This is a genomic window from Jatrophihabitans sp. GAS493 (assembly GCF_900230215.1).
Lineage (GTDB): Bacteria > Actinomycetota > Actinomycetes > Mycobacteriales > Jatrophihabitantaceae > MT45.
Genome location: NZ_LT907982.1, coordinates 3,174,109 through 3,194,721, shown reverse-complemented (window position 1 = coordinate 3,194,721; position 20,613 = coordinate 3,174,109). Strand labels below are relative to the sequence as shown.

Here is a 20,613-nt window from a genome sequence, read left to right as displayed (position 1 = left end):
GCGAGCTGCGGCGCCGGCGGGATGCCTGCTGAACTGCTGTGGATAACGTCACGCGCCGGATTCCGCCGGCGCCTGCCGCCCCTCAGACGCCTAGTCGCGCAATCTGGCTCCATGCTGCGCAGCGGCCGCGTCGACCACCTGGTCGCGCACCGCGATTGCCTCAGCGGCGGTCAGTGTCCGATCGCCAGCCCGCAGCCGGAGCGCGAAGGCCAGCGACTTCAGCCCGGCCCCGAGTCGCTCGTCGTCGACGTACACGTCGAAAAGACGGGCCGACTCCAGCAGTGGACCGCCGGCCCGGCGAATGGTCTCAGTCAGGGCGGCGGCGGCGACCCCATCCGGAACGACTAGGGCAACATCGAGCAACGCCGGCGGGAAATCGGCCAGCGTCGGCGCCACCACCGGGGCGGGCGGGGCGAACGCATCGAGGTTGATCTCCATCGCGCAGGTGCGCTCAGGCAGCGACAGCGCGGCCACCACCCGCGGATGCAGCTCGCCGGCATGGCCGACGACCACTCCGTCGAGCCGAATCTCGGCGGCCCGACCGGGGTGCCACGGGGCATAGCTGGTCGGTTGCACCGTGATCTCGGCCCGAACCGCGGCGGCCACCGAACGGCCGGCTTCGATCGCATCGGCCCAGGTCGCACTCCGACCGGCGCCCCACCAGCCGGACTGCTCGAATTCTCCGGTGAGAACGACCGCGGCATAGCGCGGCTGGTCGGGCACGCCGGCGATCAGGCCCGCGAGCTCCTCATCTGAGGGTCGATGCTCGACCCCGGGAGTTGGCATCGTCACCGCCTCGGCCGAGGGCAGGAAGACCAGGCCCATTTCGAAGAGCTGCAGGTCGCGAGACCCGCGGCCGAGGTTGCGGGCGACAGTGGCCAGCAGCCCCGGCAGCAGGCTCGTGCGCAGCTCCGGCTCGGCGTCCGAAAGCGGGTTGACCAAGCGCACCGCACGGCGTCGCGGGTCTTCAGCCGGCAGGCCAAAACTGTCATGCACGGCCGGGGAGACGAACGGGTAGCTGAGTACCTCGGTGTATCCGGCCGCGGCGAGGGCCCGCGACACGGCCCGCCGGCTGCGCTGCTCGGCGGTGAGCCCCCGTCCCGGTGGCGGCGAGGGAAGCGCGGAGGGAACCTTGTCATAGCCCACCAGCCGGATGACCTCCTCGACCAGATCAGCCGGATCGGTGAGGTCGGGACGCCAGCTCGGGGGGACCACGTGCAGTCGAGGGCCACTTACCCGGTGGTGGGAGTTCTCGGCTCGCCCCGACTCGGTCTCGACGTCCACCTCACAGCCGACGTCGGTCAACTTAGCGACCACCACGTCGGTGGCGATCTCCAGCCCGGCCAGCGCGCCGGGGAAGTCCGCGGCGATCTCGATCTCCGGTGCACTCGGCACCGACCCGACGACGGTGAAACCGTCGACCGCCGTCGCTGCGCCGTACTCGACGAGCAGGTCAACCGCTCGCTGCAGCGCGACGGCCGCGACCCGCGGGTCGACTCCGCGCTCGAACCGCTTGGCCGCCTCGCTGGGGAGCTTGTGTCGACGCACCGCTCGAGCCACCGTCGCCGGCTCGAAGTAGGCCGCCTCCAGGACGATCTCCTCGGTATCGGTGGTGATCTCCGTCGACGCACCGCCCATCACACCGGCAAGCCCGATCGCGCCGCTGTCATCGGCGATAACCAGATCAGCGACGTCCAGCGTGCGCTTGTTGTCATCGAGCGTGGTGATCTTCTCCCCGGCCGCCGCCCGGCGCACGACTATCTCACCGGCGAGCTTCGCCCGGTCGTAGGCGTGCAGCGGCTGCCCTGTCTCGAGCATCACGTAGTTCGTCACGTCGACGGCCAACGAGATCGGTCGAACTCCAGCGAACTGCAGCCGCTGCTGAATGAACTTCGGGCTGGCCGCGGCCACATTCAAACCGCGTACCGCGCGCAGTGAGAAGACCGGGCAGGCGGTCGGATCCTCGACGCGCGCCGGGTAGACCTCCGGACCGGGCGCCGGGACGTCCACCACCGAATTGATGTCGCGGAACGAGGTGTTCAGGGCGAGCGAGGCTTCGCGGGCCAGGCCCCGTACCGAGAGGCAGTAACCACGGTCGGGGGTGACCGCGATGTCGAGGACAGCTTCCCGCAGGCCGAGCACGTCCAGCGCATCCGCGCCCGGCGTAGCGGAGTCGGCCGGCAGGATCAGGATGCCGTCGTGATCGTCTCCGATGCCAAGTTCACGTACGGAGCAGATCATCCCGTCCGAAACGTGCCCGTAGGTCTTGCGGGCGGCGATAGTGAAGCCACCCGGCAGCACCGCTCCCGGAAGGGACGCGACGATGAGGTCACCGACCGCGAAGTTGCCCGCGCCACACACGATGCCGCGGGGCTCACCGTCGAGGTTGTAGGCACCGACGTCGACCTGACACCAGCGGATGGTCTTGCCGTTCTTCTGAAGTTCGGCGTCGAAGGAGAGGACCCGTCCGACGACGATCGGGCCGCTGAGGCCGTCGGCTCCGGACTCGACTCGCTCGACCTCCAGCCCGACCTGGACGAGGGCATCGCCGAGTTCCCGAGGGGTCAGACCGGTTGGCAGGTCGACATACTCGCCGACCCAGCTGACTGGAGCGCGCATCAGCTCTCCATCCCGAAGGCCGCGGTGAAGCGGACGTCACCCTCGACCATGTCCCGCATGTCCTCAGCGGCGTTGCGGAACATCATGGTGCGCTCGATTCCCATTCCGAAGGCGAACCCGGAGTAACGCTCCGGGTCGATGCCGCAGGCCCGCAGCACGCGCGGGTTGACCATTCCGCATCCGCCCCACTCGATCCATCCCTCGCTACCGCAGGTACGGCAGGGGCGATCGGGGTTACCCACCGAGTCACCGCGGCAGACGAAGCAGAGCAGATCGGGCTCGGCGCTCGGCTCGGTGAAGGGGAAATACGAGGGGCGGAGCCGAGTGACCGTGTCCGGTCCGAACATGGCCTGCGCCATGTGGTCGAGCGTTCCCTTCAGATGAGCCATCGTGATGCCCTCATCGATGACCAGGCCCTCCAGCTGGTGGAAGACCGGCGTGTGGGTGGCGTCCAGCTCGTCGGTGCGGAACACCTTTCCGGGGCAGACGACGTAGATAGGTGGCGTCCGGCTCAGCATGGTGCGTGCCTGCACGGGCGAGGTATGCGTGCGCAGCACGATTCCGGAGTCGGCGCTGCCGTCGGCGGCCTGCACGAAGAAGGTGTCCATCAGGGAGCGAGCCGGGTGGTCGACGCCGATGTTGAGCGCATCGAAGTTGAACCACTCAGCCTCCAGCTCGGGGCCTTCGGCCACTTCGTAGCCCATAGCGGTGAAGACGTCGGCGAAGAGTTCCTGGATCGTGGTCAACGGATGACGGGCCCCGATCGGCCGTCGGTCCCACGGCAGCGTGACGTCGACTGACTCCTCGACCAGCACCCGGGCATCCCGCTCGAGTTCGAGTTCGGCCTGGCGACGCTCCAGCGCCTCCCGCACCCGGCCGCGCGAAGCGCCGACGCGCTGTCCGGCGGCGGCCCGCGCGGCGGGCGGCAGCGCCGCGATCTCGCGGTTGGCCAGCGCCAGGGCCGAGCGATCACCGGCGTGCGTGAGCCGGGCCGACTTCAGTGCATCGAGGTCACCGGCCTCGGCGATCGCCGCCAAGGCCTCGTCGACGTTGCGCTGGAGGTTCTCCGGCTGCAGGGCCGCCACTTCGACCGGGTCGAAGCTTGATGTTTCGGTGGGCATGATGTCCTTCGGGTCGGCGACCAGACCGCGGCGTGAGACGACGCGGGCAGATCTGAGCTCGTGATGAGTCTATTTCCTCGGTCGAACAGGTTAGCGCCGCTGGGCCCGGGCTGAGGCGTACAGACAGATGGCCGCCGCCACCGAGAGGTTCAGACTCTCCGCCGCTCCGTAGATCGGGATACGGGTCTGCATGGTCGCGGTCTCCAGCACCGAGTCCGGCAGGCCGTGGGCCTCGTTTCCGAAGATCCATGCGGTCGGCGGGTCGAGGCGGCGGGAGGCGATGAGTTCGTCCAGATCCGACGCCGCCGAACCGGTGGTGGCGATGCTCTGCACTCCGCGCGCCGACAGGCGCTCAACCAGCACCTCCCACGTCAGATCGAGCACGAGCGGGATATGGAAGAGACTGCCGGCGCTGGCCCGCACCACTTTGCCGTTGTAGCTGTCGACCCCGCCGCCGACGACGATCAACCCGTCCGCTCCGGCGGCGTCGGCCGTGCGGATGATGGTGCCGAGGTTGCCCGGGTCATTAGGTTCGACGACGACTGCCAGCAACTTCGGCTCGCCGCAGAGCACCGAATCGAGCGACACGTCGATCGTCGCCGCCACCGCGACCAGCCCCTGCGGCGTCACCGTCTCGGAGAGACCGGCCGCTGCCCTGTCGCTGACCTCGTCGACCCGGACCCCGTCGGCCGCTGCCTTCTCAAGCAGCAATCGATTGCGCTCGACGGCGGCGGCGGTCGCGAAGACCTCGCTCACCAGCTCCGGCCGCCGTAGTACCTCGGTGACTGCTTGGGCGCCTTCCACGAGAAAACGCCCGGTCTCGCGACGGGCCCGCCGACTGGTGAGTCGACGGGCCGCCACGAGCCGGGCGTTTGAATCGCTTAGTACCACTGAGCCGTGCATAGCTGGAGAGGAACCAGTCCTCTCGCCTCGCTCTGGCTCAGGCAGCCGGGGTCTGTGCGGCAGCGCCGCCAGTGCCCTCTTTGGCCACGGCGGCCTTGGCCACGACCACGAGGGCGGCGAAGGCAGCCTCGTCGTTGACGGCCAGGTCAGCCAGAATCTTGCGGTCGACCTCGACGCCGGCCAGGTGCAGACCCTGGATGAAGCGGTTGTAGGTCATGTCGTTCGCACGGGCCGCCGCGTTGATACGGGTGATCCAGAGCTGGCGGAAATCGCCCTTGCGCGCCTTGCGGTCGCGGTACTGGTAGGTCGCCGAGTGCAGCAGCTGCTCTTTGGCCTTGCGGTACAGCCGCGAACGCTGGCCCCGGTAGCCGCTGGCGGCTTCGAGTGCGCTACGGCGCTTCTTCTGGGCGTTAACAGCCCTCTTGACGCGTGCCACAGTATTTCCTTGGGTGTTCGGGCCGTCGTTATCTCACGACAGCGTTCTTTGGTTCGGGGTGAGGCCGGCAGATCCGAGTGGGTGACTCAGTTGCCGGCTCCGTCGGATGCTCGTGTTAGATGCCGAGCATCTTCTTGACACGCGGTGCGTCAGCGGCGTCGACGACCTTGCTGCCGGTGAGGCGGCGGGTCAGCTTCGAAGGCTTGCGCTCCAGGAGGTGACGCTTTCCGGCCTTCTCGCGCATGAGCTTTCCGCTGCCGGTGACCTTCACCCGCTTCTTCATTCCACTGTGTGTCTTGTTCTTAGGCATTTGGTTCTTTCTCTTCTTCGATGCCGTCCGTGCGCGACGGACGGTTGGGCTTGGCAGCTGAGCGAAGTGGCGCAACGACCATGATCATGTTTCGGCCGTCCTGCTTCGGCGAGGACTCGACGAAGCCGATCTCGCCGATGTCCTCAGCAAGACGCTGGAGGAGCCGGAATCCGAGTTCGGGACGGGACTGCTCCCGGCCGCGGAACATGATCGTGACCTTGACCTTGTCGCCCTGCTTCAGGAACCGCTCGACGTGACCCTTCTTGGTCGCGTAGTCGTGCGGATCGATCTTCGGGCGAAGCTTCATCTCCTTGATGACGGTCAGGCCCTGGTTTCGCCTGGCTTCGCGGGCCTTCTGCGCGCTCTCGTACTTGAACTTTCCGTAGTCCATGAGCTTGCAGACGGGTGGACGGGCCATGGGTGCGACCTCGACCAGATCCAGATCTGCTTCGGCGGCGAGTTCGAGAGCCTTGCCGATCGGCACGATGCCGACCTGCTCGCCCTCGGGACCGACGAGGCGTACCTCGGGTACTCGGATCCGGTCATTGATCCTAGGTTCGGAGCTGATGTGACCTCCTTGGTCGTACTTCGTTGGTAAAAGTCTTGAAATCTCGTTGCTAGCATTCGCGCGGAGTCGAATCGTCGAGAAACGAAAAAAGCTCCGGCGCAGATATGCGCACGGAGCTCAAAGCCGACGATCCGCCTCACCACACGTGTGAATCCACGCACAGCGAACACCTGAGCCGATTGGCCCCGGTACCACGGACCGGACCCGGCGCACCTGTGTGGCTGGTGGCGCGGGTGGGAGGCTGATGAGCTTCCGCTTGCATACCCCCAAGTGAATCGGGGGCTGGTCGCAATGACAGGCTACCAGGGTGCCTGACATAGACCCAACTTCTGCCACCAAGACCCCTCGCCACGATTCGGAAACCTCCGATTCCGAGTCGGGTGCCCCCGTCGACCCCCGGGCCACCGGGCCCGGCAGCACCACCAAAGCCCACCCCACCGACGCCATCCCGCTCCCAGCGCACGGATTCGACAATCTGGATGACCTCGACGACCCGCAGGTCCGAGAGCTCTCGGAGATCCCTGCCATCGAGGTGATCTCCCGGGCCGCGGTGATGCTGATGAGCGCCTCGGCCGAGAAGCTCGGCCTCGCGCCGGACGCCGAGCCACACGTCGACCTGGACGAGGCCCGGCGCCTGATCACCGCACTCGCCGGCCTGCTGGCCGCCTCGCGTGAGTACCTGGGCGCTCATCGCCAGCCGCTACGCGACGGTTTGAAGACGCTGCAGGCCGCGTTCCGCGAAGCTTCGGCCTACCCCGACGAGCCTGGGAAGGGTCCGGGCGAGGGCCTCCAGACCTGAGCCGGCCCAGCCAAGAGGCGTGCTAGCTGCGGGAGTTCGCGAAGAGCTCCCGCAGCCCGTTCATCGCCGCGACCGACGAGTCGTGATCCCACCGCTGTACCGCGTAGAGGGCGAGCGCCTCCTCACCGGGAAGCACGATCCGGGCGAACCGCAACTTCTTCGGAAAGTCCACGCGGGTGATGAGATCCCAGCCGATGACCTTCTCCGAGCCCAGAAAGGCACGTATCCGCACCCCGTTCGCGTCGGCGTGTAGACGCGGCCGGGTCGGCAGCAGGGCCGCGGCGGAGAGAATGATGCCGACGACGAGCGTGCCCAGCTGATCGGTGGGTACGAAGTGCACCCCGGCGCTGTCGTGGCGCATCACGATCGCGGTGAAGACGAAGACCACCAGGATGACCGCGGAACAGACCTTCGCGATCAGCGCGGTACGGATCGGACGGGCGTTGACGACCACCTCGCGGCGTAGCGGCACCCGCCGCGCCGCGCTGGATGGCGGCCCGGCCGCGGTGCTGGATGGCGGCCCGGCCGCGGTGCTGGATGGCGGCCCGGCCGCGGTGCCAGTCGGCTCCGGCTCAGTCACAACCTGCTCGCGTGGATGCTGGTGACGATGATTCCCCGCGCTCCGACTTCCCAGAGCTCGTCCATGATGCGATTGGTCTCCGATGCCGGCACCATCGAGCGGACCGCCGACCAGCCCTGACGCATCAGCGGGGAGACGGTCGGGGATTCGAAGCCGGGCGTGATGGCGACCGCCCGGGCAACGTGCTCGTCGCGGATGTCGTAGTCCATGAGTACATACTGCCTCGCGATGATGACGCCCTGCAGTCTTCTCATCAACTGCTCAACCTGGCTCGACGCATCGGCGCCGATCCGGCGGATCAGCACGGCCTGGCTCTTCAGCAGCGGCTCGCCGAAGGTCTCCAGTCCGGCGTGCCGCAGCGTCGTGCCGGTCTCGACGACATCGGCGATGGCGTCGGCAACGTCCAGCCGCACAGCCGTCTCGACTGCGCCGTCGAGGCGGATGATCTGCGCGCTGACCCCGACGTTGGCCAGATATGACGCGACGACGCCCGGGTAGGCCGTCGCGACCCGCTTGTCCTGAAGGTCGGCGACGCTGTCGGCCGCGCCCGCAATCCCGGCGAAGCGGAACGTCGACCGGGCGAATCCCAATTCCAGGATCCCCTGCGCGTTCGCCCCGGAGTCCAGGAGCAGGTCTTCGCCGGTGATGCCGACGTCCAGGCGCCCTGAACCGACGTAGATGGCGATGTCACGGGGGCGCAGGAAGAAGAACTCGGTGTCGTTGTCGGCGTCGATGAGGACCAGTTCACGGCTGTCGCTGCGCTGGCGGTAGCCGGCTTCGGTGAGCATCTGGCTGGCGGGTTCGGAGAGCGAACCCTTATTCGGCACGGCAATTCGAAGCATGGGGAGACCTGTCTGGGCGGCTGCGGGTGTCGGTTGTGGGCCGGCGGGCCGGCGCGGAGCTGCTGAAGGAAGGAGCGCTGGGTCGGTGACGGGCTGGAGACGGGCTATAGATGTCGGTAGACGTCGGCCAGGGTGAGACCGCGGCCCAGCATCAACACCTGGACGCGGTAGAGCAGCTGGCTGATCTCCTCGGCGGTTCGCTCGGCCGACTCGAACTCGGCGGCCATCCACGACTCGGCGGCCTCTTCGACGACCTTCTTGCCCTGGGCATGGACGCCGTCGTCCAACGCCTGGACAGTGGCCGAGCCGTCGGGTCGCTCGCGCTGGCGTTCGCTGAGCTCAGCGAACAGTTCGTCAAAGGTCTTCATCGCACCAGGAGCCTACCGGGCCCATGCGACTGCCCAGTCAGCCGAGTCGAGGAGACTAGTTGAGGCCGAGGCTGCGATACCGCTCGACCCGCCGGGCCCGCAGTGCGGGCATCTCCCACGCGGTCAGGCGATCCAGCTCATCGCCGATCACACCGCCGAGCCGGCGCAGGAACTTCTCCGGCTCGTCGGCGGCGTCGGGATTCTCCGGGACGATCCGGTCGACGACCCGGTTGCGCAGCAGATCGAGGCTGCGCACCCCCTGGGCCTGGGCGATCTCGGCGGCGTGGGAGGTCGTCTTGTACCGGATCACCGACGCTCCCTCCGGCGGGAGCGGGGAGAGCCACGCATGCTGGGCCGCCACCACCCGATCGGTGGCCAGCAGCGCCAGCGCCCCACCGCCGGCGCCCTGACCGAGGAGCAGGCAGAGCGTCGGAGTATCCAGCGTCGCCAGCTCGGCCAGACAGCGGGCGATCTCGCCGGCCAACCCACCCTCTTCGGCCGCAACGCTCAGCGCCGCACCGGCGGTGTCGACCACCGTGACCAGGGGCAGCCGCAGTTCGTTGGCCAGATGCATCCCGCGCCGGGCGATCCGCAACCCGCCCGGTCCGAGCGGGGCGGGGCCGCGACGATCCTGCCCGAGCACCACGCACGGCGAATCGTCGAAGCGAGCCAGGGCCAGCAGCATGCCGGAGTCCTCCTCGCCCTGACCGGTGCCGCGCAGCGGAGTGACATCCCGGGCGGCCACCTTGAGTAGGGCTCGGACACTCGGCCGCTCGGGGCGGCGGGTGCGGCGGATCGAATCCCAGGCCGAGGTCGGCTCCAGCTCCTCCAGGTCGGCGGTCCCGTCGTCGAAGCTCGGCCCCGCATCGCGGGAACCTGACTCGACCGGGTCGTCGAGCGCCTGCACGTCCCGTCGGGCCGCCACCACATCCAACGCGGTGATCGTCAGCTCGCGTAGTTGCTCCGGCGCGACGACCGCGTCGATCAGCCCATGTTCGTAGAGGTTTTCGGCGGTCTGCACGCCGGGCGGAAAGGTCTCGTTGTAGATCGCCTCGTAGACCCGCGGGCCGAGGAATCCAATGAGTGCGCCCGGTTCGGCGACCGTGACGTGGGCCAGCGACCCCCAGGAGGCGAACACGCCACCGGTGGTCGGATTGCGCAGGTAGGCCAGGTAGGGCTGACCGCTGCGTCGGTGATTGGCGACCGCCGTGGAGATGGCCACCATCTGCAGGAAGGCGACGGTCCCCTCCTGCATCCGCGTGCCGCCGGAGGTCGGGGAAGCGACCAGCGGTAGGCGCTGCGCGGTCGCGCGTTCGATGGCCTCGACGATCCGGTGACCGGCGGCCACGCCGATCGAGCCGCCGAGGAATCCGAACTCTCCGATCAGTACCGCAACCCGGTGACCGCCGACCCGGGCCTCTCCGGTGATCACCGATTCGTCGAGTCCGGTGCGTTCGCGGGCCTCGGCTAGTTCGGCCAGGTAACGGTCGTCGAGGTGCCCGGACGGGGCGAACGGCGGCAAGGGCGCGCTGTCCCAGGACCTGAAACTACCGCTGTCGGCCACCCGCTCGATGAGTTCCAGCGCGCCAACACGTTCCATCTCCCGCTCCCCGCTTACTCACAACTCGTGCGACTCGTCTGCTACCCAGCGGCGGAGACTCACGGCGCCAGCCGGTCTACTTCATCGGCTGTCATCCAACCATGAGCGAATCGCGGCGCTGTGCTGACCGAGCAGTGGAGGGGCACGGTGTTCACGCAGGCCGCCACCGTCGAAGCGCAGCGGCGGCCCGGGAAGGGTGATTCTGCCGAGAGTGGCGTGCTCGACCTCGATCAGCAGGCCCTGCGAGCGTGTCTGGTCCCAGGCATAGACCTCGTCCAGGCCACGCACGGAACCGGCGGGGATCCCGAGGGAGGCCAATCGCCGCAGCAGCTCGACCTTCGACAGCGGCGCGAAGGCGTCGGTCACGGCAGCGACCACCGCGTCGCCATCACGAACCCGCTGCGAGTTCGTGCGCCACTCGGGACGATCGAGGTCGAAGGCCGGCGCGAAAGAGCGCCAGAGGTTGTCGCTGCCGACCGCGATCTGGACCGACCCGTCGGCACAGTCGAAGAGGCCGTAGGGGCAGATCGACCGGTGGTAGCGGCCGGTCGGCACCGGCACCTCGCCCGCGACTGTGTAGCGCGTGCCCTGATACGAGTGGACGCCGACGACCGCGGCCAGCAGCGACGTCCGCACCACCTCTCCGCGGCCGGTGCGCTCGCGCCGGTGCAGAGCGGCCAGCACCCCGGTTGCCCCATACATCCCGGCTAGCAGATCGGCGATCGGCACCCCGACCTTGGTTGGCTCCAGCGCCGACGGGCCGGTGAGCGACATGAGCCCACCCTCCCCCTGCGCAATCTGGTCGTACCCGGTGCGAGCCGCTTCGGGGCCGTCGTGTCCGAACCCGGTGATCGAGAGGATCACCAGCCGCGGGTTGAGTTCCTGCAGACGGTCGATCCCAAGGCCGAGGCGCTCCAGTACCCCCGATCGGAAGTTTTCGATGAGCACATCGGCGTGCTGCACCAACTGCTCGATCGTGGCGACCCCGTCCGGACTCTTCAGGTCCAGCGCGATCGATTCCTTGTTGCGGTTGCAGGAGAGGAAGTAGGTGGACTCAGCCGCTGAGCCGGCCGAACCGTCGACGAAGGGCGGCCCCCAGCCCCTTGTGTCGTCGCCGCCGTCGGGGTGCTCCACCTTGATGACCCGGGCCCCCAGGTCGGCCAAGATCATGGCCGCGTGCGGCCCGGAGAGGGCGCGAGCCAGTTCGAGGACGGTGATGTCGGCCAATGGTGCGTCGCTACTCATCTCCCGATCATCTCCTGTGCCCGGACAGGTCCGGACACTGCAGCCGTCCGAGGCCATCCAGCGGAGATTTCAGGCGCGACGCGCCTACGCTGGAGGCGTGAAGACTGACGTCGATCTGGCTAATTCGCTTAGCGACATTGCGGCGCGGATCGTGCACGACACCACTCAGCGACCGCCTCGCTGCGGCAGCGTACGAGTCGTCGCCATAGACGGCGGAGCCGCCTCGGGGAAGACCAGTCTGGCCGACAAGGTCTACTCGACGTTCTGGGCGACCGAGCGGCACACCGAACTCATTCACATCGACAACCTGCTCGACGGCTGGGGCGATCAATTCACCTTCTGGCCCCGGCTACGGGACGGCGTGCTGGCTCGGCTGGCCAACGGCCAAGCCGGCAGCTACCAGCGCTACGACTGGAAGACCGCCACTTTTACTGGAGAAATTCGCGTGCCGCCGACCGACGTGCTGATCGTGGAGGGCGTCTCGGCGATCGAGTGCTGCGGTGATCGGGCGGCCTTCCGCGTCCTGATCGACCTACCTCGCTCGACGCGCGAGCGGCGTTGGAGCGAGCGTGACGGCACCCCGCTACAACCGGAGTGGGTGCGCTGGCTGGATGCCGAGGACGACTACTTCCGGACCAGCGCACCCGAGGCCGACCTGCTGCTCGGCCCGACCGGACCGTAGCTGCGCTCGACTGACCGCCGAACGTCAGGCGTGCGCGAGCTGGGAGCCTGACACCTCGGCCAGCGCCGCGCCGAGGGTCTTCTGCAGCACATCGCTGCCGGCTAGGCGGACCAGCTCGGCCGCCGCGGGCAGGACGGCTGAGACGGCGGCGTCGCCGAACTCCTCGACATAGTGCGGCCGCGGCTTGTGCGGCCAGTAAGTGCCACAGAAGTCGTCGAAGTCGAAGAGCGCCACGATCGCGCTGCCTCGCTGCTCGCCGCTCGCCTTGGGCGCCTCAGAGGCACTCTGCGCCGCGGCCAGCGAGGCGGCCCGGGCGATCTCTTCGACGACCTTCACCGACGCCACCTGTCCTACCGCGTGCTGCACGGCCGAAGCGACGACCGCATCGACCTGGTAGCTGTAACGGGCCCGGATCAGCAACTGCCAGGGCACATTCCCAGCGCCCGGAAAACTATCTACGTCCCACATCAGATGACTCCTTCTGCGGGCGGCACCCGGTGCGCCGCCGTTGCCAATGAGGAGGGACCCGCCGGTGTGCTGATACGTCGTTGGTTCGTCGTTGGTTCGTCGGTTAGGACCGCGTCAGATCGGTCGGATCAGTCGGCGGTTCAGCCGTCTGAAGCGCGGCGGCCCGGCGCACCAGCACCGCCCGCTCCGGCCCATTGCGGCAACGCCGTGCCGCGGTCTCCAGTTCCGTCCGGGCCTCGGCGAAGCGGCCCAGCCTAGCCAGCAGCTCGCCCCGTACCGTCGGCAGCAGATGCGAGGCGGACAGGGTGCCGGCGGCGGCGAGATCGTCCACCAGCGCCAGTGCCGTCTGCGGGCCGTGCAGCATCGCAATGGCGACCGCCCGGTTCAATTCCACTATGGGTGAGGGAGCGACCCGTCCCAACGCCTCGTAGAGCAGTACCACCCGATCCCAGTCGGTCTGCGCGACGGAGGGCGCGCGGGCATGGCAGGCGGCGATCGCCGCCTGCAGTCCGTACGGTCCGAGCCCGCGCCCGGAGGCCTCGGCGTGGCCGAGTGCCGCCAGGCCACGACGGATCGCCGACTGATCCCACAGGCGCCGGTCCTGGTCCTCGAGCAGAATCGCCTCGCCGTCCGGTCCGGTGCGGGCCGGGAATCGAGCGGAGGTGAGTTCGAAGAGCGCGAGCAGCCCGTGAATCTCCGGATCGTCAGGTCCGAGTGCCGTCAGCATGCGGGCCAGCCGGAGGGCCTCATAGGCCAGATCGCTGCGCAGCAGGGTGTCGGCTGAGGTCGCGGTCGAGCCTTCGGTGAAGATCACGTAGAGCACGCTCAGCACACCGCCCATACGTTCCCGCCGGTCGCGCTCGAATGGCAGCTCGAACGGCACGCCGGCCGCGGCTATCGTCTTCTTCGCGCGCGTGATCCGCGCCTGGATCGTCCCCACCGGCACCAGGAATGCCCGGGCGATCTCCTCGCTCGACAGACCTCCGACCGCCCGTAGCGTCAGCGCCACGCGCGCCTGTGGGGCGAGCACCGGATGGCAGGCGACGAACATCAGCGCAAGTACGTCGTCGTCGATCCGGTCCGGGTCCCAGAGCAGGTCCCCGGTGCCGTCAGGCGAGGGCAACGCACCCGAGGTCGTCTCGCCCTCGGCCAGCGGATGGGCCAGCAACGCGTATCGCTCGTCGCGGGCCGAGCGGCGCCGAAAACTGTCGATCGCCCGCCGCCGTCCGGTTGCCAGCAGCCAGCCCACCGGGTTCGCCGGAATTCCGGCGCGGGCCCATGCACTCAGGGCCTCGGCCAGCGCCTCCTGGGCGACATCCTCGGCCAGTTCGAAATCACCGGTGTACCGCGCCAGCGCCGCCACGATCCGGGGCGACTCGATCCGCCACACCGCCTCGACGGCCCGCCGGGCGGCCACGGCAACGTCCAGCGGGCCGCCCGATGCTCCGACCTCGGCGCCGTTTACAGCTGCCCCGTCCGCTCCCGCCAGACGCGCTCCTTGGCCACCCACTCGTTCTCCGGCGGGAATTCCTCGATCCCCGGCACGCGCCGGATCTCGCACTTCGACCCGGCGATCGCCGGCATCCGCTTCGCCCACTCGACGGCCTCCTCCTTCGACGCCACGTCGATCAGATAGAAGCCACCGAAGAGCTCCTTCGTCTCGCCGTATGGTCCGTCGGTGACCACCGGAGCCTCCGCGCTGTAGTCGACCACGACACCCTGGCTCGGGTCGTCGAGGCCCTCGGCGGCGAGTAGCACACCGGCCTGGATCAACTCGTCGTTGAAGCGACCCACGGTCTCGAGCATCTGGTCAAATGGCGTATCCATCATCTTCGCGACGGACTCGTCTGTGCCCCGCATGATCAACATGTACTTCGCCATTCCGGCCTCAATCTCCTTCACGTTCGGGTCGGCTCTCGACCCGCTCCACCTCAGGTCGAACGGCGCGGCGGAAGATCGACAATATGCTGCCAGTCTGCGACACCAATCGCGACAGTCGCAGCTAGTCGCCGATGAGCTGCCGCCAGCGGGCGAGATCCTCCGGGGTGTCGATGTCGGCCGGGTCACCCACGCAGGCGACCTCGGTGACCAACTCCGGATGGCGCCGCATGAACGTACGGGCACCGTCGTCGCCGTCGGCCAACTCGGCCACTTCGGCCCAATGCTCCCGCATGATCGCCACCGGGTGAGCCCGCACCCCGTCGAAGCTGGCCACCACGATCGGGCCGGCGACCCCGTGCACCCGGGCGACCGCATCAGCCGAGATCCCGGGGCGGTCGACGACCATGCTCAGCACCCGGTCGCCGTCGGCCGCAGCCAGCGCCAGGCGCAGTGAGGACGCCAGTCCACGACCGGGGTCGGGGTTGGTCACCACCCGCACGCCGTTTCCGGCCGGCGGCGCGGCCCCCTCGCGCAGCACCACCAGCACGGAGTCGCAGCCGCCGTCGGCCAGCGCTCGCACCGCCCGATCCAGGAGGCGTTCACCGCCGAGCAGCAGGTCAGCCTTCGGGCCGCCGAGGCGCGTCCCGGCTCCGGCGGCCAGCACGATGCCGGTGGTCGGCATTCGCGGTTGCTGGTCGCTACCCATTGCTGTCCTCACGCGGCCCGGATCCGGCCGGATTGCGGTGAATGCGGCTGGCCAGATCAGCCAGTGGGCGCCCGCTCCCACCCCAGCGTGAAGCCACGATCTCGGCCGCGATCGAGACGGCCGTCTCCTGCGGCGTCCGCGCGCCGAGGTCCAGACCGACCGGTCCGCGGAGCCTCTCCAACTCGGCGTCGCTGAGGCCGCGGGCACGCAGCAGGGCCAATCGATCAGAGCTCGTCCGGCGGCTACCCATCGCGCCGACGTAACCAGCCGGACCACGCAGCGCCACCTCCAGCAGCGGTACGTCGAACTTCGGGTCGTGCGTCAGCACGCAGATCGCGGTGCGGCGGTCGACCTCCGCCGAGGCCAGGAAGCGATGAGGCCATTCGACGACAACCTCGTCGGCGTCGCGGAAGCGGGCCGCGGTCGCGAAGACGGGCCGGGCGTCACAGACGGTCACCCGGTAGCCGAGATACTTCCCCATTCCGGCCAACGCGGCGGCGAAGTCGGTCGCTCCGAAGATGTAGAGCCGCGGCGGCGGTAGGAATGACTCGACGAAGATGGTGAGTTCCTCGTCGAGACGTTCACCGTCGGCGCCGAGGTGCAGGGTCGCGGTGACCCCGTTCTCCAGCATTCCGCGGACATCGTCGGTGACGGCGGCGTCCAGGCGAGCTGAGCCGAGACCGCCGACGCAGCGGTCGCGCCAGATGACCATGCGCGCGCCCACGTCGTCGCGGCCGCCGACCAGCGTGGCCAGTGCGACCGCTTCGCCGGTCCTGACCGATTCAGCCAGCTGCCCGAGGGCCGGGAAGCGAGCCGAGCTGACCGCTTCGACGAAGAGTTCGATGGTGCCGCCACAGGTGAGCCCGACCGCCATCGCATCGTCGTCGGCCACGCCGTAGCGGACAAGGGCGGGCTCGCCGCTCGTCAGGACCTGCTGTCCGAGGTCGTAGACGGCACCCTCGACGCAGCCGCCGGAGACACTTCCGATCACGTCACCGCTGGAGAGGACGGCCAACGCTGAACCGGGTTGACGGGGAGCGCTGCTCCAGGTTCGCACCACCGTGGCGACGGCGGCGACCTTCCCGCCGGCCGCCCATTCGGCGACCTCGCCGATCACGCCGAGCATCTCTGCGGCCTGCGAGGGCGCTAGCTGGAGACCGGCTGAGCGAGTTGAGCCGGCCGGGCGTAGGCGGCCAGAATCACCGCGGTCTGCAGCGCGGCCGCGGCCGCCTCATATCCCTTGTCCTCATGCGAGCCGGGCAGGCCGGCCCGGTCGATGGCCTGCTCGTCGGTGTCACAGGTCAGTACACCGAAGCCGACCGGGACGCCGTAACGCACGGCCACCTCGGTCAGGCCGTCAGTGGCCGCCGAACAGACGTACTCGAAATGAGGGGTGCCACCGCGCACCACGACACCCAGCGCGACGATGGCGTCGAACCCGCTGCCGGCCAGCCGGGCCGCCGCGACCGGAAGCTCGAAGGTGCCCGGCACCCGCAACTCGGTCACCTCTGCGACATGCGCGTCCGCCAGGGCCCGGCGGGTTCCGTCGAGCAGGCCGTCCATGACCACTTCATGCCAGCTCGAGGCGATGACAGCCACCTTCAGGCCCTCGGCGCCGACGACGGCCTCCAGTGCCGGTGCTCCGGCGCCACTCATAGGTCACTCCCCTGCGGCTCGTTCGTCGGCTCGCTGCGCGTCGTCTCGACTGTTCCGCCGTGCAGCGCGCGCCCGTCGATGTGTGCGTGATCGAGGTTCAGCTCGTGGCCCATCCGGTCCCGCTTCGTCTGCAGATACCGAAGGTTCTCCGGGTTGATGTGGGCCGGCAGCGGCACCTGCCCGACGATCTTGAGGCCGTAACCCTCCAGGCCGGCCCGCTTGGCCGGATTGTTGGAGAGCAGCCGCATCGTGTGAATGCCGAGGTCGACCAGGATCTGCGCGCCGGTGCCGTAGTCCCGCGCGTCGGCCGGCAGGCCGAGCTCCAGATTGGCGTCCAGCGTGTCACTTCCGGAGTCCTGCAGCTGGTAGGCCTGCAGCTTGTGCAGTAGCCCGATGCCGCGACCTTCGTGGCCTCGGATGTAGAGCACGACACCTCGTCCCTCGGCCGCCACCGCCGAGAGGGCGGCGTGCAGCTGGGGGCCGCAGTCACAGCGAAGCGACCCGAAGACGTCGCCGGTGAGGCATTCGGAGTGCACCCGCACCAGAACGTCCTCGCCGTCACCGATATCCCCGTAGACGAAGGCGACATGCTCGCGGTCGTCATAGGAGCTGGAGTAGCCGACCGCGGTGAACTCCCCCGCGGCGAGCGGAACCCGCGCCGTGGCGACCCGCTCGATGAGCTTGTCGAAACGGCGCCGGTAAGCGATCAGATCGGCGATGGAGATGAGCGAAAGCCCATGCTCATCGGCGAAAACCCGTAGTTCGTCGGCCCGGGCCATGCCGGCCGGGTCCTTCTCACTGACGACTTCGCAGAGCACGCCAACCGGGCTCAAGCCGGCCAGCACGGCCAGGTCGACGGCGGCCTCGGTGTGGCCCGGACGGCGGAGCACGCCGCCGTCCTTGGCCCGCAGCGGCACGATGTGTCCCGGACGGGAGAGGTCGGCCGAGCTGGTCTCGGGGTTGGCCAGCAGCCGGATGGTGTGCGCACGGTCGGTGGCCGAGATACCGGTCCCGATGCCTTCTCGGGCATCGACGGTGACCGCGTAGGCGGTGCCGCGCCGGTCTTGATTGACCCGGAACATGGGCGGCAGGTCGAGTCGATCGGCATCGGCCTCGGTGAGCGGGACGCAGATATAGCCCGAGCTGTAGCGAACCATGAAGGCCACCAGTTCGGGTGTCGCCAACTCGGCGGCGAAGATGAGGTCGCCTTCGTTCTCACGGTCCTCGTCGTCGATCACCACGACCGCTTTTCCGGCCTTGATGTCGGCGATGGCCCGTTCCACGGGATCGAGTAGTGCGGTCATTGCTACGCCTGTCCTTCCGGCCGCAGACGCGCGCTGAGCAGCCGTTCGGCGTACTTCGCGAGCACATCCACCTCCAGATTCACCGGATCTCCCGGTGCCCGGGCTCCGAGCGTCGTTGCCCGAAGCGTCTCGGGGATCAACCCGACCTCAAACCAGTCGTCGCCCACAGCTGTGACCGTCAGTGAGACACCGTCCACTGCGATCGAGCCCTTCTCGGCGACGTAACGGGCCAAATCTAGTGGCAAACCGACCCGCACGGACTCCCATGCGTCCCCGGGTGTGCGCAAAAGCACCACTCCGGTTCCGTCGACGTGCCCCTGCACGACATGCCCGTCCAGTCGGCCGTCGACCCGTACCGCACGCTCCAGGTTGACCTTGTCGCCGACCCGCAGGGAGCCGATGACGCTGCGTTTGAGGGTCTCGGCCATCACGTCGAAGTCCAGCCGCCGCTCGTCCCCGGCCGGCGTCTGCCCGACGACGGTGAGACAGACACCGTTGATCGCGATCGACGCACCGTGTGCGATCTCCCCCAGCAGCGCGGCGCGCACGGTAAGCACGGCGCTGTCGCCGTTGGCGGTGACGTCAACGACCTCGCCGAGCTCCTCGACAATTCCGGTAAACATTCGGTCTACTGCTCCTCTTCGGCGATACCCTGCCGCAGTCTCTCGCGGGCCGACTGGTGATGCTCGTCGACGCCGCTCTGCGGTGGAACTTCTTGCTCTGACTTCGGCGGTTCGTGGTGCTGGCTGTCTGGGTGCGGGGACGGTTCATGGGTTGGAGCATGGGTCGGGCGGGCCACGATCTTGAGATCGTTGCCGATCCGCTCCACCGTCTCCATCTCCAGTGACAGCGCTTCGGTGATCGTGTTGATTCCCGCGTCACCCAAAGCTGACGGGCCGGCCCCGAGCAGGGTCGGTGCGAGGTAGGCCACCACCTCGTCCACACAGCCGTCCTCGATGAAGGCCCCGGCCAGCGTAGGGCCTCCCTCCAGGAGAACGTGCCGCACGCCCCGGTCGAAGAGTGCCTTCAGGGCGAAGCGGGGCACGGCGGTGTCGAGGACCAGCGTCTCGGCGGAACTGTCGAAGATCTGCGAGGAGTCCGGCACCCGGTGCCGCCGGTCGAGGAGCACGCGCAGTGGCTGATGAGTGGCGATCCGGTCATCGAGGCGGACGGTGAGCTGGGGGTCGTCGGCCAGCACTGTTCCGCTGCCGACCACGATCGCGTCGACGCTGGCTCGCAGCGCATGCACGTCGCTGCGCGAGAGCGCGGAGGTGATCCAGCGCGAGGTCCCGTCGGCGGCGGCGACGCGGCCGTCGAGAGTGCTGGCGAACTTCCACGTCACGAATGGTCGCCCGCTGCGGACCGCGTGCAGCCAGGGGCGAAGTGCGCCGGCCCGGGCGGCGTCGACCTCGACGCCGGCGAGTACCTCCACCCCGGCCGCTCGCAGGAATTCACCGCCGCCGGAGGCCTCGGGGTTCGGATCGGTCACGGCGAAGATCACCTTGGCGACTCCGGCCGTGATCAGAGCCTGGGCGCATGGACCGGTGCGCCCGGTGTGGGCGCAGGGTTCGAGCGTGACCACGGCGGTTCCGCCGCGGGCGGCCGGGCCGGCCGAGGTCAGCGCCTGCACCTCGGCGTGCGGCCCGCCGGCCGGCGCGGTCGCGCCCTCGCCGACCAGGTGTCCAGAGTGGTCCAGGATCACGGCGCCGACGGCCGGGTTCGGGCTGGTCGTGCCACGGACCGTCTCGCCCAGTACGAGCGCCCGGTGCATCGCCGCCTGTTCGACCTCGGTGAGGCTCATCGCTTCGGGACGCGGGTGAGGTTCATCCGGACGTCTCCCCCGACCCCGAACCGCTGCCGGTGCCGGTGCCGTTCATGGCCGGTCGGGCGCGGTCGCGCAGTGCGGTGACCGCTGCGTGCGGATCGGCCGCGTCGTAGACGGCGGAGCCGGCCACAAATACATCGGCCCCCGCCTCGGCCGCCGCCTCGATGGTGTCCAGTGCGATGCCGCCGTCCACCTCGATGAAGAGCCGCAGGTGCCCGGCCGTCACCTCGTTGCGCGCCCGGCGCACCTTCGGTAGCACCTCGGACATGAACGACTGCCCCCCGAAGCCGGGCTCCACGGTCATGACCAGCAGGGTGTCGAACTCGCGCAGCACCTCGAGATAGGGCTCGATCGGCGTTCCCGGCTTGATGGAGAGCCCAGCTAGGGCGCCGGCGGCCCGGATGGCGCGCGCCGTCTGAACTGCGTCGCGGGCGGCCTCGATGTGAAAGGTCACGTTCGCGGCACCGGCCTCGGCGTAGCCGGGAGCCCAGCGATCGGGGTCGTCGATCATGAGGTGGCAGTCCAGCGGCAGGGCGGTGGACTTCAGCAGGCTCTTCACAACCGGCAGGCCCAGTGTCAGGTTCGGGACGAAATGGGCGTCCATTACGTCGACGTGCAGCCAGTCCGCGTTGTCGACCCGGTCGGCCTCCTCACCCAGCCGGGCGAAATCGGCGGAGAGGATGCTGGGCGCGATCATGGG

General features: G+C 68.8%; 23 protein-coding genes. 2 read left to right on the top strand and 21 right to left on the bottom strand.

Annotation, left to right across the window (positions count from 1 at the left end; genetic code table 11):
- Window positions 1–90 precede the first annotated feature (90 nt).
- The 6 genes from pheT to infC all read right to left on the bottom strand — a co-directional run bounded on the left by pheT (window position 91) and on the right by infC (window position 5,999).
- Window positions 91–2,619: a phenylalanine--tRNA ligase subunit beta gene (gene pheT / locus CPH63_RS14835; protein WP_096303646.1), complete on the bottom strand. Its 2,529-nt coding sequence runs from the start codon at window positions 2,617–2,619 to the stop codon at window positions 91–93.
- A complete protein-coding gene (gene pheS, locus CPH63_RS14830) occupies window positions 2,619–3,740 on the bottom strand; it encodes a phenylalanine--tRNA ligase subunit alpha (RefSeq protein WP_096303645.1) in 1,122 nt (373 codons plus the stop codon). Before pheS ends, pheT begins: the two co-directional genes overlap by 1 nt.
- A gap of 90 nt (window positions 3,741–3,830) precedes the next feature.
- Window positions 3,831–4,643, bottom strand: a complete 813-nt coding sequence (locus tag CPH63_RS14825) for an RNA methyltransferase (RefSeq protein ID WP_096303644.1) — start codon at window positions 4,641–4,643, stop codon at window positions 3,831–3,833.
- Window positions 4,644–4,680: 37 nt separating this feature from the next.
- Complete coding sequence (gene rplT / locus CPH63_RS14820) at window positions 4,681–5,079, bottom strand: 50S ribosomal protein L20 (protein WP_096303643.1); 399 nt, start codon at window positions 5,077–5,079, stop codon at window positions 4,681–4,683.
- 115 nt (window positions 5,080–5,194) lie between these two features.
- Window positions 5,195–5,389 (bottom strand): 50S ribosomal protein L35, encoded by a 195-nt coding sequence (gene rpmI, locus CPH63_RS14815; protein ID WP_096303642.1) that lies wholly within the window; start codon window positions 5,387–5,389, stop codon window positions 5,195–5,197.
- The gene (gene infC / locus CPH63_RS14810) at window positions 5,382–5,999 is read right to left on the bottom strand and encodes a translation initiation factor IF-3 (protein WP_096303641.1); all 618 of its coding nucleotides are present in this window, start codon (window positions 5,997–5,999) and stop codon (window positions 5,382–5,384) included. Before infC ends, rpmI begins: the two co-directional genes overlap by 8 nt.
- 433 nt (window positions 6,000–6,432) lie before the next feature.
- Here infC and CPH63_RS14805 point away from each other — a divergent pair, with 433 nt between their 5' ends.
- Window positions 6,433–6,756, top strand: coding sequence for a DUF1844 domain-containing protein (locus CPH63_RS14805; RefSeq protein WP_096305175.1), 324 nt, complete (start codon window positions 6,433–6,435; stop codon window positions 6,754–6,756).
- A 22-nt stretch (window positions 6,757–6,778) separates the two neighbouring features.
- On the opposite strand, the gene CPH63_RS14800 is transcribed toward CPH63_RS14805, so the two are convergent.
- The 5 genes from CPH63_RS14800 to CPH63_RS14780 form a co-directional block, all read right to left on the bottom strand.
- Entirely contained in the window at window positions 6,779–7,336 is a 558-nt protein-coding gene (locus CPH63_RS14800; RefSeq protein ID WP_096303640.1) for a PH domain-containing protein, read from the bottom strand.
- On the bottom strand, window positions 7,333–8,178 hold the full coding sequence (gene hisG / locus CPH63_RS14795; protein WP_096303639.1) for an ATP phosphoribosyltransferase: 846 nt from the start codon (window positions 8,176–8,178) through the stop codon (window positions 7,333–7,335). The genes CPH63_RS14800 and hisG overlap by 4 nt, the downstream gene beginning before the upstream one ends.
- Window positions 8,179–8,282: 104 nt before the next feature.
- The gene (locus CPH63_RS14790; protein WP_096303638.1) at window positions 8,283–8,546 is read right to left on the bottom strand and encodes a phosphoribosyl-ATP diphosphatase; all 264 of its coding nucleotides are present in this window, start codon (window positions 8,544–8,546) and stop codon (window positions 8,283–8,285) included.
- Window positions 8,547–8,601: 55 nt separating this feature from the next.
- Window positions 8,602–10,146: a carboxyl transferase domain-containing protein gene (locus tag CPH63_RS14785; protein ID WP_096303637.1), complete on the bottom strand. Its 1,545-nt coding sequence runs from the start codon at window positions 10,144–10,146 to the stop codon at window positions 8,602–8,604.
- A gap of 81 nt (window positions 10,147–10,227) precedes the next feature.
- Window positions 10,228–11,391 carry a CaiB/BaiF CoA-transferase family protein gene (locus CPH63_RS14780; protein ID WP_096303636.1) on the bottom strand — a complete coding sequence of 388 codons (1,164 nt, stop codon included), beginning with the start codon at window positions 11,389–11,391 and terminating at the stop codon, window positions 10,228–10,230.
- A 97-nt stretch (window positions 11,392–11,488) separates the two neighbouring features.
- On the opposite strand from CPH63_RS14780, the gene CPH63_RS14775 reads away from it, so the two are divergent.
- Window positions 11,489–12,073 (top strand): uridine kinase, encoded by a 585-nt coding sequence (locus CPH63_RS14775; protein WP_096303635.1) that lies wholly within the window; start codon window positions 11,489–11,491, stop codon window positions 12,071–12,073.
- A 24-nt stretch (window positions 12,074–12,097) separates the two neighbouring features.
- On the opposite strand, the gene CPH63_RS14770 is transcribed toward CPH63_RS14775, so the two are convergent.
- The 10 genes from CPH63_RS14770 to rpe all read right to left on the bottom strand — a co-directional run bounded on the left by CPH63_RS14770 (window position 12,098) and on the right by rpe (window position 20,610).
- Window positions 12,098–12,541 carry a hypothetical protein gene (locus tag CPH63_RS14770; protein WP_157749575.1) on the bottom strand — a complete coding sequence of 148 codons (444 nt, stop codon included), beginning with the start codon at window positions 12,539–12,541 and terminating at the stop codon, window positions 12,098–12,100.
- Between the two features lie 103 nt (window positions 12,542–12,644).
- The gene (locus tag CPH63_RS14765; RefSeq protein WP_371364973.1) at window positions 12,645–13,970 is read right to left on the bottom strand and encodes an RNA polymerase sigma factor; all 1,326 of its coding nucleotides are present in this window, start codon (window positions 13,968–13,970) and stop codon (window positions 12,645–12,647) included.
- Window positions 13,971–14,002: 32 nt separating this feature from the next.
- Window positions 14,003–14,422: a YciI family protein gene (locus tag CPH63_RS14760; RefSeq protein ID WP_096305173.1), complete on the bottom strand. Its 420-nt coding sequence runs from the start codon at window positions 14,420–14,422 to the stop codon at window positions 14,003–14,005.
- Window positions 14,423–14,543: 121 nt separating this feature from the next.
- Window positions 14,544–15,104, bottom strand: a complete 561-nt coding sequence (locus CPH63_RS14755) for an NTP transferase domain-containing protein (RefSeq protein WP_096303633.1) — start codon at window positions 15,102–15,104, stop codon at window positions 14,544–14,546.
- 16 nt (window positions 15,105–15,120) lie between these two features.
- A complete protein-coding gene (locus CPH63_RS14750; protein ID WP_096303632.1) occupies window positions 15,121–16,254 on the bottom strand; it encodes an XdhC/CoxI family protein in 1,134 nt (377 codons plus the stop codon).
- A gap of 20 nt (window positions 16,255–16,274) precedes the next feature.
- A complete protein-coding gene (ribH, locus tag CPH63_RS14745; RefSeq protein ID WP_096303631.1) occupies window positions 16,275–16,784 on the bottom strand; it encodes a 6,7-dimethyl-8-ribityllumazine synthase in 510 nt (169 codons plus the stop codon).
- Window positions 16,781–18,088, bottom strand: coding sequence for a bifunctional 3,4-dihydroxy-2-butanone-4-phosphate synthase/GTP cyclohydrolase II (locus CPH63_RS14740; protein ID WP_096303630.1), 1,308 nt, complete (start codon window positions 18,086–18,088; stop codon window positions 16,781–16,783). Before CPH63_RS14740 ends, ribH begins: the two co-directional genes overlap by 4 nt.
- Before the next feature lie 2 nt (window positions 18,089–18,090).
- Window positions 18,091–18,711: a riboflavin synthase gene (locus CPH63_RS14735; RefSeq protein ID WP_096303629.1), complete on the bottom strand. Its 621-nt coding sequence runs from the start codon at window positions 18,709–18,711 to the stop codon at window positions 18,091–18,093.
- A gap of 5 nt (window positions 18,712–18,716) precedes the next feature.
- Window positions 18,717–19,889 carry a bifunctional diaminohydroxyphosphoribosylaminopyrimidine deaminase/5-amino-6-(5-phosphoribosylamino)uracil reductase RibD gene (ribD, locus tag CPH63_RS14730; RefSeq protein ID WP_096303628.1) on the bottom strand — a complete coding sequence of 391 codons (1,173 nt, stop codon included), beginning with the start codon at window positions 19,887–19,889 and terminating at the stop codon, window positions 18,717–18,719.
- 22 nt (window positions 19,890–19,911) lie between these two features.
- Window positions 19,912–20,610: a ribulose-phosphate 3-epimerase gene (gene rpe, locus CPH63_RS14725; protein WP_096303627.1), complete on the bottom strand. Its 699-nt coding sequence runs from the start codon at window positions 20,608–20,610 to the stop codon at window positions 19,912–19,914.
- Between the last annotated feature and the right edge of the window lie 3 nt (window positions 20,611–20,613).

What these genes read in the sequence shown, in the direction of transcription:
- pheS (WP_096303645.1), bottom strand. Translation starts at nt 3,740, where the DNA reads ATGCCCACCGAAACATCAAGCTTCGACCCGGTCGAAGTGGCGGCCCTG.
- rpe (WP_096303627.1), bottom strand. Translation starts at nt 20,610, where the DNA reads ATGATCGCGCCCAGCATCCTCTCCGCCGATTTCGCCCGGCTGGGTGAG.
- pheT (WP_096303646.1), bottom strand. Translation starts at nt 2,619, where the DNA reads ATGCGCGCTCCAGTCAGCTGGGTCGGCGAGTATGTCGACCTGCCAACC.
- rpmI (WP_096303642.1), bottom strand. Translation starts at nt 5,389, where the DNA reads ATGCCTAAGAACAAGACACACAGTGGAATGAAGAAGCGGGTGAAGGTC.
- CPH63_RS14785 (WP_096303637.1), bottom strand. Translation starts at nt 10,146, where the DNA reads ATGGAACGTGTTGGCGCGCTGGAACTCATCGAGCGGGTGGCCGACAGC.
- CPH63_RS14770 (WP_157749575.1), bottom strand. Translation starts at nt 12,541, where the DNA reads ATGTGGGACGTAGATAGTTTTCCGGGCGCTGGGAATGTGCCCTGGCAG.
- CPH63_RS14825 (WP_096303644.1), bottom strand. Translation starts at nt 4,643, where the DNA reads ATGCACGGCTCAGTGGTACTAAGCGATTCAAACGCCCGGCTCGTGGCG.
- CPH63_RS14735 (WP_096303629.1), bottom strand. Translation starts at nt 18,711, where the DNA reads ATGTTTACCGGAATTGTCGAGGAGCTCGGCGAGGTCGTTGACGTCACC.
- ribD (WP_096303628.1), bottom strand. Translation starts at nt 19,889, where the DNA reads ATGAGCCTCACCGAGGTCGAACAGGCGGCGATGCACCGGGCGCTCGTA.
- CPH63_RS14760 (WP_096305173.1), bottom strand. Translation starts at nt 14,422, where the DNA reads ATGGCGAAGTACATGTTGATCATGCGGGGCACAGACGAGTCCGTCGCG.
- CPH63_RS14790 (WP_096303638.1), bottom strand. Translation starts at nt 8,546, where the DNA reads ATGAAGACCTTTGACGAACTGTTCGCTGAGCTCAGCGAACGCCAGCGC.
- hisG (WP_096303639.1), bottom strand. Translation starts at nt 8,178, where the DNA reads ATGCTTCGAATTGCCGTGCCGAATAAGGGTTCGCTCTCCGAACCCGCC.
- ribH (WP_096303631.1), bottom strand. Translation starts at nt 16,784, where the DNA reads ATGAGTGGCGCCGGAGCACCGGCACTGGAGGCCGTCGTCGGCGCCGAG.
- CPH63_RS14755 (WP_096303633.1), bottom strand. Translation starts at nt 15,104, where the DNA reads ATGCCGACCACCGGCATCGTGCTGGCCGCCGGAGCCGGGACGCGCCTC.
- CPH63_RS14780 (WP_096303636.1), bottom strand. Translation starts at nt 11,391, where the DNA reads ATGAGTAGCGACGCACCATTGGCCGACATCACCGTCCTCGAACTGGCT.
- CPH63_RS14750 (WP_096303632.1), bottom strand. Translation starts at nt 16,254, where the DNA reads ATGCTCGGCGTGATCGGCGAGGTCGCCGAATGGGCGGCCGGCGGGAAG.
- CPH63_RS14740 (WP_096303630.1), bottom strand. Translation starts at nt 18,088, where the DNA reads ATGACCGCACTACTCGATCCCGTGGAACGGGCCATCGCCGACATCAAG.